The sequence below is a fragment of the Streptomyces sp. AC555_RSS877 genome (assembly GCF_019049245.1).
Lineage (GTDB): Bacteria > Actinomycetota > Actinomycetes > Streptomycetales > Streptomycetaceae > Streptomyces.
Genome location: NZ_JAGMUK010000128.1, coordinates 51,052 through 63,267, shown reverse-complemented (window position 1 = coordinate 63,267; position 12,216 = coordinate 51,052). Strand labels below are relative to the sequence as shown.

The 12,216-nt window shown below is 72.9% G+C and carries 12 protein-coding genes; 7 read left to right on the top strand and 5 right to left on the bottom strand.

Annotated elements, in window-relative coordinates; translation table 11 throughout:
* Nucleotides 1–22 precede the first annotated feature (22 nt).
* The 4 genes from KUM49_RS37395 to KUM49_RS37380 are packed head-to-tail and all read right to left on the bottom strand — an operon-like array spanning nt 23 to nt 3,157.
* Nucleotides 23–850, bottom strand: a complete 828-nt coding sequence (locus KUM49_RS37395; RefSeq protein ID WP_217241420.1) for a hypothetical protein — start codon at nt 848–850, stop codon at nt 23–25.
* Nucleotides 847–1,878: an ABC transporter permease subunit gene (locus KUM49_RS37390; RefSeq protein ID WP_217241457.1), complete on the bottom strand. Its 1,032-nt coding sequence runs from the start codon at nt 1,876–1,878 to the stop codon at nt 847–849. The genes KUM49_RS37395 and KUM49_RS37390 overlap by 4 nt, the downstream gene beginning before the upstream one ends.
* 5 nt (nt 1,879–1,883) lie before the next feature.
* Nucleotides 1,884–2,774: an ABC transporter ATP-binding protein gene (locus tag KUM49_RS37385; RefSeq protein ID WP_217241419.1), complete on the bottom strand. Its 891-nt coding sequence runs from the start codon at nt 2,772–2,774 to the stop codon at nt 1,884–1,886.
* Nucleotides 2,771–3,157 carry a GntR family transcriptional regulator gene (locus tag KUM49_RS37380; RefSeq protein ID WP_217241456.1) on the bottom strand — a complete coding sequence of 129 codons (387 nt, stop codon included), beginning with the start codon at nt 3,155–3,157 and terminating at the stop codon, nt 2,771–2,773. The genes KUM49_RS37385 and KUM49_RS37380 overlap by 4 nt, the downstream gene beginning before the upstream one ends.
* 111 nt (nt 3,158–3,268) lie before the next feature.
* Between KUM49_RS37380 and KUM49_RS37375 the strand changes: the two genes are divergently transcribed.
* From KUM49_RS37375 to KUM49_RS37355, 5 genes are all read left to right on the top strand, one after another.
* Complete coding sequence (locus KUM49_RS37375) at nt 3,269–3,811, top strand: RNA polymerase sigma factor (protein WP_217241418.1); 543 nt, start codon at nt 3,269–3,271, stop codon at nt 3,809–3,811.
* 31 nt (nt 3,812–3,842) lie between these two features.
* Complete coding sequence (locus KUM49_RS37370; RefSeq protein WP_217241417.1) at nt 3,843–4,679, top strand: anti-sigma factor; 837 nt, start codon at nt 3,843–3,845, stop codon at nt 4,677–4,679.
* Nucleotides 4,676–5,539, top strand: a complete 864-nt coding sequence (locus KUM49_RS37365; RefSeq protein ID WP_217241416.1) for an ABC transporter ATP-binding protein — start codon at nt 4,676–4,678, stop codon at nt 5,537–5,539. The genes KUM49_RS37370 and KUM49_RS37365 overlap by 4 nt, the downstream gene beginning before the upstream one ends.
* Entirely contained in the window at nt 5,536–7,080 is a 1,545-nt protein-coding gene (locus KUM49_RS37360) for an ABC transporter permease (RefSeq protein WP_374200246.1), read from the top strand. Before KUM49_RS37365 ends, KUM49_RS37360 begins: the two co-directional genes overlap by 4 nt.
* A gap of 66 nt (nt 7,081–7,146) precedes the next feature.
* A complete protein-coding gene (locus tag KUM49_RS37355; RefSeq protein ID WP_217241415.1) occupies nt 7,147–7,851 on the top strand; it encodes an ABC transporter in 705 nt (234 codons plus the stop codon).
* A gap of 238 nt (nt 7,852–8,089) precedes the next feature.
* Here the strand turns inward: KUM49_RS37355 and mshD are convergent, their stop codons facing one another.
* A complete protein-coding gene (mshD, locus tag KUM49_RS37350) occupies nt 8,090–9,016 on the bottom strand; it encodes a mycothiol synthase (protein WP_217241414.1) in 927 nt (308 codons plus the stop codon).
* A 158-nt stretch (nt 9,017–9,174) separates the two neighbouring features.
* On the opposite strand from mshD, the gene KUM49_RS37345 reads away from it, so the two are divergent.
* Both KUM49_RS37345 and KUM49_RS37340 read left to right on the top strand, forming a co-directional pair.
* Nucleotides 9,175–10,989: a bifunctional UDP-sugar hydrolase/5'-nucleotidase gene (locus KUM49_RS37345; RefSeq protein ID WP_217241413.1), complete on the top strand. Its 1,815-nt coding sequence runs from the start codon at nt 9,175–9,177 to the stop codon at nt 10,987–10,989.
* Between the two features lie 81 nt (nt 10,990–11,070).
* On the top strand, nt 11,071–12,216 hold a 1,146-nt coding region (locus tag KUM49_RS37340; RefSeq protein ID WP_217241412.1), incomplete at its 3' end, for a DUF2993 domain-containing protein.

The window sequence follows — 12,216 nt, the reverse complement described above, 5'->3', positions numbered from 1 at the left end:
CGTGAGGGAGGTACGGCCCGTTTCAGCGGGTGCGGCGGCGCAGCAGCCAGAAGGCGGTGGTGGTGGCCGCGGCGGTGACGGCGAGGAGGATGCCGGTCTCGACGAGGTGCAGGGGCCAGAAGTGGGACGGGGGGTGGTAGGTGCCGTCGCCCACGTGCCACCACTCGTTGGTCACCTTGGGCCGGCCGGAGCCGCCGGTCACCGTCGGCCAGAAATCCTCCCGCTGCCGTTCCAGGTACTGGTTGAGCACCACCATCACGGCGACGGAGACCCCGAGCGCGGGCAGCGAGCGGCGCAGCAGGAGCGCGGTGAGCGTGCCGACGGCGAGGGCGCACAGGCCGTACGCCACCACCGCCGGGCCGTGGGCGGCGAACACGTCGGGGAAGCTCCAGTCGTCGCCCATCAGGTCCCGGTTCGCCGACCAGGCCCACCGGTAGACGGGGACGAAGACCGCGCCGCCGAGGACGATCAGCAGGGCCGGCACCGCGAGTTTGACGGCCAGCCAGCGGGTGGGCGTGACGCCCTGCGTCCAGGCGAGCCGGGCGGTGCCGCTCTCCAGTTCGCGGCCGATCAGTGAGCCGCCCGCCCAGGCGGCGACGGCCCAGAAGCTGTAGTACATGAGCGTGCTGATCCAGCTCGTCGGCCCGCTGTAGTCGAGGCTGGCCCAGACGGCGTCGCAGATGCCGGAGTTCCTGGGGCAGCTGTCCAGCGTGGCGCGCACCGAGTCCGCGGTGACCTGGTTCAGCCACACCAGCCAGGCGACGGCGCCGAGGACGAAGACCGCCCACACGATCCCGGCCGTGCGGTGCAGGCGCAGCACCGTGCGCGGCAGGCCCCCGACGGCGGTCATACGGCGGCTCCCTTGTGGCCGGCGGTCCGGTGCCGCAGTACCCGGAACGCCGACACGGTCAGCAGCGCGGTGACGGCGAGGAGGACGGCGGTCGCCATGAGCTGGAGGGCCCAGTAGTGGGACTCGGGGTGGTAGTCCTTGTAGAAGCTGACGGCGTTCAGGCGGTCGAAGAGCGTGGCGCACGAGGGGTCGTGGCTGCTGCCGCAGTACCGGGGGATGTCGAGGCGGTCGCCGTCGGCGGTGAGCAGGCCCTCCGCGACGCCGAGGCCGGAGCCCGAGGGGCCTTCCCGCAGGCTGCTGACGCGGGTGGCGGTCGGCCAGAGGTGGGGCAGGGCAAGGAACATCGCGATCCACAGGACGCCCGTGGTGCAGGCCGCGCCGATCAGGGCGGCGAGCGACCGGCGCAGCAGCAGGCCCAGGAGAGCGCCGGCGGCCAGGCCCGCCAGGGCGAGGGCGACGATCACGGGGCCGCCCGCGTAGAGGGTTTCGACGCTGTACCAGGGCTTGGCGGTGTCGACGCGGCCCCGGCCCGCCGACCACGCCAGGTGGTGCAGCAGGGCCGCGAGGGCGGTGCCGGTGGTGATCAGGGCCGCGGGCAGGGCGAGCTTCGCGGCCAGCCAGCGGGTGGGCGTCACGCCCTGCGTCCACGCGAGCCGGGCGGTGCCGCTCTCCAGTTCGCGGCCGATCAGCGAGGCGCCGGCCCAGGCGGCGACGAGGAACGGCACCACCAGGAGGGCGACGCTCGTGTACTGGGAGACGTCCTTGTAGAGGAGGATCGCGTCCTGGTCGTACGCCTTTGCCGCGTCCGCCTGGTAGGCGTTGTACTGCTGCCATCCGGCCGCCGACGCGTCGGTGAGCGGCCCGCCGAGCCACAGGAGCAGGCCGGCGAGGGCGAGGACCAGCCCCGTCCAGGCGTACAGGGCCGGGCGGTGCAGGCGCAGCAGCCAGCGGAACTGCCGGGGCGGTGCGGCGGGGGCGGGCGGCGGGGCGGCGGGGCCCGGTACTGCCGCCGGGGTGGGTGCGGTCATCGTGCTCACGCGGCCTTCTCCTCGAGCTCGGCCGGGGTCAGGGCCGGCGCCTCGGGGTTGCGCAGATGGGCGAGGACCAGCTCCTCCAGGGAGAGGCGGCCGTCGACGCGCCAGTCTTCGGGAACCGGGCCCGCCGGGCGGATCAGGGCGGTGAGCTGGCGGCCGGTGGTGCGGGACTCGACGACGGTGTGCGGGGCCAGGCCGGTCTCCGCGGGGGCGGACACACGCGCGTGGGCGGCGAGGAGTTCGTCGATCTCGCCGGCGAGGCGCACCCGGCCGCCGCCGATCAGCAGCAGGTGGTCGCAGGAGTCCTCCAGTTCGGCGACCACGTGCGAGGACATCACGATCGTGGTGCCGTGCTCGGCGGCCCGCACCATCAGGACGCCCATCAGCTCGTGCCGGGCCAGCGGGTCGAGGTCGGCCATCGGCTCGTCCAGCAGCAGCAGTTCGGGGCGCTTGGCCAGGGCCAGGGCGAGTGCGACGCGGGTGCGCTGGCCGCCGGAGAGGGAGCGTATGCGGGACGTGGGGTTCAGCTCGCCGTCGGCCACGATCCGCTCGGCGGCGGCCGCGTCCCAGCGGCCGGGGTTGAGGTCGGCGCCCATCCGCAGCGTCTCGGCGACGCTGAGCTGCGGGTACAGCGGCTTGTCCTGGCCGACGAAGCCCACGCGTGCGCGTGCCTCGCCCGGGGTCGTCCCGAGGACGGTCACCGTGCCCTCGCTGGGGACCAGCAGGCCGGCGGCGAGGGCGAGCAGGGTGGACTTGCCCGCCCCGTTGGGGCCGACGACCGCGCAGACGCGGCCGGCGGGCAGCCGGAAGGTGCACGACTTCAGTGCCCAGCCTCCTCGGCGGCCGAAGCGCTTGCCCAGCGCGGTCGCGGCCATCGCCGTGTCGGTCATGACGGGTCTCCTTGGAAGTGTTTCTCGAGTACGGCGGTGAACAGTGCGGCCACGTCCTCCCGGCCCAGCCCGGCCTCGCGGGCCCGGGCCGTCCAGGTGTCCAGCTCGCCGTGCAGGGGTGAGTCGGCCGGTGCGGTGCCCAGCGTGCGCCGGACGAAGGTGCCGAGGCCTCGTCGTGCCTCGACCAGGCCCTCCCGTTCCAGTTCGCGGTAGGCCTTGAGCACGGTGTTCGGGTTGATGGCGGTGGCGGCGACGACCTCGCGGGCCGTCGGCAGTCTGTCGCCGGGTTCGAGCAGGCCGAGACGGAGTGCCTGCTTGGTCTGCTGGACGATCTGGACGTAGGTGGCTACGCCGCTGTGCCGGTCGATGCGGTACTCGACCACGCGTTCCACCACCCTTTCACTAATTGAGTAGTGAAAGGGTGGTGGAAGGGGCGTGGAAAAGTCAAGCGTGATCGCGTGAACCGATCGACCGGGCTCGTCCGATGAGGAGACGTGAGCGAAACGAGAAGCGACGGGGAGCTGCTGCGGGCCATCGCGGCGGACGGGGACCGGCGCGCCTTCGAAGAGCTGTACCGGCGCTTCGCGCCGTGGCTCACCGCACGACTGCGCGGCCGGTGCTCCGACGCCGGGATCGTCGACGACGTCGTCCAGGAGACGTTCCTGGCGGTGTGGCGGGGGACCGCCCGCTACCACGCGGAGGGCGATGTCGCCGGGTGGCTGTGGCGCATCGGCTCGCGGCGGCTGGTCGACGCGCTGCGCGGCGACGGGGCACGGGGGCGGCTGCGGCAGGCGCTGGCGCGGCTGCGGCACCGGGACGAGGCGTCCGCGGAGGAACGCGTGCTCGCGGGGGTGGAGCACGGGGACCTCGCGGGCGCCCTGGTCCGGCTCTCACCGGAGTTGCGCGCCGTGCTGCAGGCGACGGTCATCGACGGGCTGACCACCCGGGAGGCGGCCGTCCTCCTCGGCATCCCGCCGGGCACGGTCAAGACGCGGGCGATGCGCGCCCGGAAGCAGTTGCGGGAGGCGCTGGCATGAGGACGAACCGACGATCGCGGGAGGTGGCGGCATGACCTGGCATGTGTCCGAGGAGGATCTGCGGGCCTACGCCCAGGGCGAGTTGGCGCCCCCGGCCCTGTGGTCCGCCGACGCGCATCTCACCGCCTGCGCAAGGTGCCGGGGTGTGCTCGCCGACGTGAGCGACCCGGTCGCCCTCGACGCGGGGTGGGAACGGCTCGACGCCGAACTCGACGCCCCCCGGCCGGGCCTGTTCGAGTCGCTGCTGATCCGGGTCGGGGTCGCCGACCACACCGCGCGGCTGCTCGCGGCCACGCCGGTGCTGCGCGCGTCCTGGCTCGGTTCGGTCGTCGCCGTCCTGGTGATGACCGTGCTCGTGGCGAACACCCGCCCGGACGCCGGCACGCCCACGCTCTTCCTGGCGCTCGCGCCGCTGCTGCCGCTCGCCGGGGTCGCGCTGTCGTACGGACCCGCACTGGACCCGACGTACGAGATGGCCGTCGTCTCGCCGACGCACGGCTTCCGGCTGCTGATGGTCCGTACGGTCGCCGTCCTCGTCACCGGACTCGGCCTCAACGGGCTCGCCACGCTCGCGCTCCCCGGCTACGGGCTGCGTGCCCTCGCCTGGCTGCTGCCCGCGCTCGCCCTCACCGCGACCGGCCTGGCGCTCACGCCGAGGCTGGGACCGGTACTCGCGCCGGCCCTGGTCGGCGGGTCCTGGATCGCCCTGCTGCTGACGGCACACGCCCATCAGGCGGCCGACGGCGACCCACTCGCACCGTTCACCGCCGCCGGGCAGGGCGCGGCCGCGGCGGTCGCCGCGCTCGCCGCCGGGCTGCTCTTCCTTCTTCGTGACCGTTTCGACCTCTTCAACGGGAGTTCCGTATGACCCCCACCGTCTCCGCCTCCGGGCTGAGCCTTCGCTACGGCGGTACCCGCGCCCTCGACGACGTGTCGCTGCGGCTGACCCGGGGCGTCACCGGACTGCTCGGACCCAACGGGGCCGGGAAGACCACCCTGTTGCGGGTGCTGGCCACGGCCGTGCCGCCGGACCACGGGGCGTTCACCGTGCTCGGGAGCGACCCGGGCACCTCACGCGGGCGGCAGGAGGTGCGGCGCTCGCTCGGCTATCTGCCGCAGACCCCCGGCTTCCACCCCGACTTCACTGCCTTCGAGTTCGTCGACTACGTGGCGATCCTGAAGGAGCTGACCGACCGGGGTGCCCGCCACCGCGAGGTGCGGCGCGTTCTCGAAGAGGTCGACCTGGGTGACGTACGCGGCCGGCGCATCAAGAGGCTGTCCGGCGGCATGCGGCAGCGGGTCGCGCTGGCGGCCGCGCTCGTCGGCGACCCCGGCTTCCTCGTCCTCGACGAGCCGACCGTCGGCCTCGACCCCGAACAGCGCATGCGCTTCAGGGAGCTGATCGCGCAGGCGGGCGAGGGGCGGACCGTACTGCTGTCCACCCACCAGACGGAGGACGTGGCGATGCTCTGCAACCGGGTCGTCGTCCTGGCCGCCGGCCGGGTCCGTTTCGACGGCACCCCGGCCGAACTGACCGCCCGGGCCGCCGGCCGGGTGTGGAGCAGCACGGAACGCGACCCCGGCGCACTGGCCGGCTGGCGCACCGGCACCGGCTCCTTCCGCAACGTCGGCGATCCACCGCCGGGCGCCGACCTCCTCGAACCCACCCTGGAGGACGGCTACCTGCTCACCCTCGACGGCGCGGACACGGAGGTGGCGGCAGCATGAACACGGTCATGGAACCGGACGGCCTCCGGACGACCCCGCCCGTCGTGCCCGGCGAACCGCACCGGCCCTGGGCGGCCGTGGCCGCCCTCGCCCGCTTCGAGGCACGCGACCTCCTGCGGTACATCCCGGTCCTGGTCACCCTCCTCGTCTACGTCGGCTACACCCTCTGGACGCTGCTGAGCGAACGCGAGGGCATGAACGCCTTCCCCGCCCTCCAGGACGTCGACCGGGGAACGCAGTCCGCGCCCCTGCTCCTCGGCATCGCGCTGCTCGTCTGCGTCAACCGGGGCGCGCTGCGCTCCCGTCGGCACGGCACCGACCGGCACTTCGACGTGCTGGTGATGGAGCCGTGGCGGCGAACGGTCGCGCACGTCCTGTCGGTCCTGCCGTTCGCCGTGCTCACCGCGCTGGTGGTGCTGGGCGAGTTCACCTGGCAGGCCCTCAGGCCGGGCGCGGTGGGCCACGGATCGGTCGCCGAACTCGCCGTCGGGCCCCTGTACGTGCTGCTGTGCGGCGCCCTCGGCGTGCTGATCGCCCGCCTGGTGCCGACCGTGTTCGCCGCGCCGATCCTGGTGCTCGGCCTGTTCACCGCCGCCACGTTCATCTCCGCCGGCACGGGCGGCGCCGAGTGGAGCCGCTGGCTGTCGCCGGTCGTCGGCGAGAACAGCTCCAAGACACTGCCGTCCGACCTGATCGGGCGGCCCGCCGCCTGGCACGCCCTCTACCTGATCGGCCTCGTCCTGCTCCTGGCCACGGCTGCCGTACTGGCCGGCGGCGGCCGGGCCTGGCCCGTCAAGGCGGGCCTCGCGGGCGCACTCGCCCTCACGGCGACCGGTGCGGTCGCCCAGTCCGGGGGCGTCTCGGCCGAGCTGAGCGCGGCCCGGGAGCGGGCCACCCTCAGCCCGGAGAAGCAACAGTCCTGCACCCGGCACGGCGCCTCGACGTACTGCGCGTTCCCGGAGTGGACCGGCCGGGCGGACACCTGGGCCGGTGTCGTCGACCGGGTCCAGTCCCTCGCGGCCGGCCCGGCAGCCGAGCAGCGGTTGCTGGTACGGCAGCGGATCGACGCCACCTACGGCTACACCTCCGACAGCACGATCACCCCGGCCACCACGCCCCACCAGGTCACCGTCGGCACGCGCTGGGGCGGCAACCGCGTCCCGGAGTTCGCGGCGGCCGTCGCCTCCGTGCTGGTCGCGGGCGACGAGACCAAGGGCGGCGAACTGTGCGACGGCCGGATGGTGACCGTCATGTGGCTCGCCCTCGGCGGCGCCGCCGACCCGACGGCCGACCTGCGGGACGTCCGCCTCGACGACAGCCTCAGCGGCTCCGCGATCGTCCTGACGCCCACCCACCCGCTGTCCATGTCCGCCGGACAGACGTCGGTGGTGGTCGAACTGCTCAAGCGTCCGCGGGATGAGGTCACCGCCACGGTCAAGAAGCACTGGGCCGAACTGACGGCCCCGGGAGTGACCACGGCTGAGGCGGCCCGAGTGCTGGGAGCCGAGGTGCCCAAGGAGGACGACGAGTGCGGGGAGTGACGGAGTGAGGGAGCGACGGAGTGAGGGGGCGTGGTGGTGCGGGACCGGGGTGCGAGTGGGTGGGGCATGGCTGTGCAGGGCGTCGAGGGGGGCCGTCACGTGCGTGGTGTGAGCGGGGACTTGGTGTGGGCTGTCGGGCGTACCGTGCCCTGGCGGGCGCTGGGCGCGGGGGCCGTCGTGGGGCTGCTGATCGTCGCGCTGCCGCGGCTGGCCGACGGCCCGCCGGACGCATGGCTGGCCCTCAACCTGCTGCGGGCCGCCGCCCTCGCCTTCGCCCTCGGCCTGTCGTTCCTGCTGGACGACCCCGCCCGGCACCTCACCGTGCCCGTCACCACCCGGCGCTGGGTGCGGGCGGGACTGCGGGTGGCGTGGGTCGCGCCGGTGGCCGTGCTGTGGTGGACGGCCGTACTGGCCCTCGTACCGCATGAGGTGCGCCCCCCGGTCGGAGCCCTCACCCTGGAGGCCGCCGCGGCCGCCGCCCTCGCACTCGCCGCCGCCGCGACAGCCGTGCGCTTCGCGAACGAGCCCGAGCCGGGACCGTCCGTCGCGGCCGGCCTCCTGACGACGGCGATCCTGGCCCAACTCCTGCTGCCGGACCGCTGGTCCCTGTTCGTACCGACCGGCGACCCGCAGTGGCAGGCCGCCCACGAACGCTGGGCGCTGGTCCTGGCGGCGGCGACGCTGGTGTGGGGCGCGTGCGGCCCGGAACCGCTACGGCGGGGCCTGCCGCTGCGTCGTCGGTCCGCGGTGGCGGGCCCGACGAGCGGGTGACGTCCGGGGGGCCTGCGGGCGCCTGAGGCTGGGGGCGGAGCCGGGCTGCGGGCTGGGCGCCGAGTGGAGGGCTTGGCTTGGCCGCTCGCCGAGTCGGGTCCTGGGCGGTCCGTTGAGACGCCCCGGTCGTCCGACCGAGTCGGCCACCTCTCGACCGACCGAGTCGGGTGGTGGGTGGGCACAGACCGGGGGTCTGAGGCGGAGCCCCCAGCAAGACCCGCACTGACGCCGCCCGGCGTCACGTCTCCGTGCGGTACATCAGGTCCGTCTCGTACGTCACGAACCCCAGCCGCTCGTACACCGACACCGCCGCCTTGTTGTCGGCGTCGACATACAGCATCACCGTCGGCAGCCCCCGCCTCGCGAGGTGCCGCAACCCGATCGCCGTAAGGGCCTTGCCCAGCCCCCCGCCCTGGGCCCCGGGCCGTACGCCCACCACGTACACCTCGCCGAGCCGTTCGTCCGAGTGGACCTTCGTCCAGTGGAACCCGACCAGTTCGTCGCCGCGGAAGGCGAGGAAGAACCCGGAGGGGTCGAACCACGGTTCGGCCTTGCGGTCGTCGAGGTCCCGCTGCGTGAGCGAACCCTGCTCGGGATGGTGGGCGAAGGCGGCCGCGTTGGCCGCGAGCCAGGCCGCGTCGTCGGCGCCGGGGACGAAGGTGCGGACGGTCACGCCCTCGGGAAGCACCGGGTCCGCAAGGTCCAGGTCCGTCAAGGAACGCCGCATTTGGCGCAGTTCGCGGAAGAGGGTGAGTCCGAGGACCTGCGCCAGATGCCGCGCGGCGGAGTGGCCACCGTGCGCCCACACCCGCAGCCGCTTGCCGGACGCGGCGAGAAGCGCCGAGCCCAGCGCCCGCCCGTGGCCGTGACCGCGGTGCGCGGGGTGGACGACGAGTTCGGCGGCCGGCGCCTCCACCGGGTCGGTGTCCTCCAACTGCGCGTAGCCGACCAGTTCGGCCCCCACAGACAGCAGCAAATGGGACACGCCCTCGCGCGCTCCGCCCCGCAACTGCAGCCGCCCTTGTTCGGAGACTGCCTGCTGCCCGTCGTTACGGGCGGCCTCCGCGAGCAGCCCGAGCACGGCCTCGGTCCGGTCCGGGGGAAGCGCGAAGTGGGTTTCGATCGAGCGGGAGCTGCCGGGGAGTGCGGTGTCGTCGCTGGTCATGCGTACGAGGGTAAGGGGAGGTACCGGCAAAGTGGCGGCAAAGAAGCAACCAGGATGTAACCACGAAACCTCTGTCGCGCTACGCGCGTTGACCCTAGGCTGCGCCGGGACGGGGCCACTTCCTCACCCACTTCCTCACCAGAAACTCAGGGGGGCGTATGCCAGCCACATCCCAGTCGTACGAGCACCGCAGACGTCGTACGTATCGTCTGGTGGCCGCGGCCGCCGGTCTCGCCACGGTCGGCGCGCTGGCGGCCGCGCTGCCGTCGTCGGCGAGCGCGGGCGAGAGCAAGGGCAGGCCCGGCGGTCAGGCGCCGGGCCGCTACCAGGACGTACAGCTGCTGTCGTTCAACGACCTGCACGGCAACCTGGAGCCGCCGTCCGGCTCGTCCGGCCGGGTCACCGAAGTCCACGCGGACGGCACCACCAAGACGATCGACGCCGGTGGTGTCGAGTACCTCGCCACCCACCTGCGCCAGGCCCGCGAGGGCAACAAGTACTCCATCACGGCGGCCGGCGGCGACATGGTCGGTGCCTCCCCGCTGATCTCGGGCCTCTTCCACGACGAGCCCACCATCGAGGCGCTGAACAAGCTCGACCTCGACGTGACGAGCGTCGGCAACCACGAGTTCGACGAGGGCGCCAGGGAGCTGGGCCGCCTGCAGAACGGCGGCTGCCACCCGACCGCCGGCTGCTACACCGACGAGGAGTTCGAGGGCGCCGACTTCCCGTACCTCGCGGCGAACGTGCTGAACGAGAAGACCGGAAAGCCGATCCTCAAGCCCTACTGGGTGTGGAAGAAGAAGGACGTCAAGGTCGGCTTCATCGGTGTGACCCTGGAGGACACCCCGGGCGTCGTCTCCGCCGAGGGCGTCAAGGGCCTCAAGTTCAAGGACGAGGTCGAGACGATCAACAAGTACGCCAAGGTGCTGCAGAAGCAGGGCGTCAAGTCGATCGTCGCGCTCATCCACGAGGGCGGCCTGCCCGCCTCGGCGTCGTACAACTACGACTGCGACTCCCCGGGCGCCGGCGACGGCATCTCCGGCCCGATCGTCGACATCGCCAAGAACATCACCCCGCAGGTCGACGCGCTGGTCACGGGCCACACGCACGCCGCGTACGCGTGCACGATCAACGACCCGTCGGGCAAGCCGCGCACGGTCACCTCGGCCGCGTCCTTCGGCCGTCTCTACACGGACACCACGCTCACCTACGACCGTTGGACGGGCGACATCGCCCGTACGGCCGTGGCGTCCGCCAACCACGTGGTCACCCGGACCGTCCCCAAGGCGACGGACATGACCGAGCTGATCAGCAAGTGGAACACCCTCGCGGCGCCCATCGGCAACCAGGCGATCGGCTACATCTCCGCCGACATACCGAGCGCCGGCACCGAGTCCCCGATGGGCGACCTCATCGCCGACGCGCAACTGGCGTACGGCAAGGAGCTCGACCCGGAGACGGACCTCGCGCTGATGAACCCGGGCGGAGTCCGCGCGGGCCTCACCTACGCGGCCAAGGGCACCGAGGGCGACGGCGTGGTGACCTACGCCGAGGGATTCACGGTGCAGCCGTTCTCCAACACCGTGAACCTGCAGGACTTCACCGGCACCCAGCTGATCCAGATCCTCAAGGAGCAGGTGAGCGGCTCGAACACGGCCGCGCCGAAGATCCTGCTGCCGTCGACCGGCCTGACGTACACGCTCGACCTGACGAAGGCCGGCGCCGACCGCGTGGTCGCCGACACCGTCAAGCTCAACGGCACGGCCATCGACCCGGCGGCCACCTACCGCGTCGCGACGAACAGCTTCCTCGCGGGCGGCGGTGACGGCATCCTCACCCTGGGGCAGGGCACCAACGACCTCGTCGGCGGAGACGACCTGGCGGCCCTGGAGAAGTACCTGAAGGCCAACTCCTCGGCGGCGAACCCGATCGCGCCGCCGGTGACGAACCGGATCACGGTCGTGCAGTAGTGCGCGTGGTGATCGTGAGCTGAGTCGCATACCTCGGGTTGAGGTTGCGGGTGGGGGGCACACGCGTGGTCGGATGGATCGATGCGCGCCCCCCACCACATATCGACACAGCCCTACGCAGACCCGTATGAAGCACCTGAAGCACCTGAAGCACCTGAAGTGCTGGGCGGGGACGAGTCATGGTCCCCGCCCCAGCACCGCCGGGGCGGCCGACGCCGTCGGCGCGGTCGCTTCGCCGGACTGCCGTTCGCGCTGAAGGCGGTGGCGGGCCTGTCGGTGCTCGCCGCCTTCCTCACCCTCGGTGACCGCTGGGCCGTGCTCTACGCCGAACAGCGGGCGGCGGACGCCCTCAAGGACCGTATGAAGCTGTCCGCGGCACCCGAGGTGCAGATCGACGGCTTCCCCTTCCTGCCCCAACTCGTCGGCGGACACCTGGAGGCGGTGAAGGTGACCGTCCCGGACGTGGCGGCCGACCGGGTCACGCTGGCCTCGGTGTCGGCGACGGCACGGGACATCACCCTCGAGGGCGACGGGCCGACCTCCGTGCGCGGGGCCCGCATTCCCGAGCTGCGCGGTGACGTGCTGCTCTCCTTCGCCGACATGAATCGCGAACTCGGCGCGTCCCAGGTGACGTTCACGGGAACCGGCCGCGACCGGATCCTGGCGCGCGGCACGCTCCCGGTCGCCGGACACGATCTGCGGCTGCGGGCCGACGTACGCATCGGGCGCGACGGCGACCAGGCCATCACCACGACGATCGGCGGAATGCTCCTGAACGTGGGCGACCTGGCCACGTACCGGCCCGGTGTCCGCGCCTCGGAGGGCCTGCACCTGACGCCCGAGTCGGCCGCCGGACTGGCCCGTGAGACCCGCAAGGTGCGCGCACTGCTGGCCGTGCCGTCGGTCGTACGGCGCATGGGAGTACCGGACACGACCGTCCGCCAGGCGCTGCGCAACGACGACAAACTCGCCGAGCTGACCGGCTCCCGCGACTTCGTCCACCAGGCCATGCGGGTCAACCTCCTCGACCTGACCCTGGCCCACCCCGAGGTGCTCGACCGCCTCGGCCTCGACCCGGCGCTCCTCGACGCCCTCTCCCGCCTCACCCGCCCGGTCCTCGCCGACCGGCTCTCCCTCGGCTTCCAGCTCCCCGAGCCACCCCGGGGCGAGCTGCGACTGCGGGACGTACGGGTGGAGAAGGCGGGAATCAGGGTCCGGCTGTCGGGG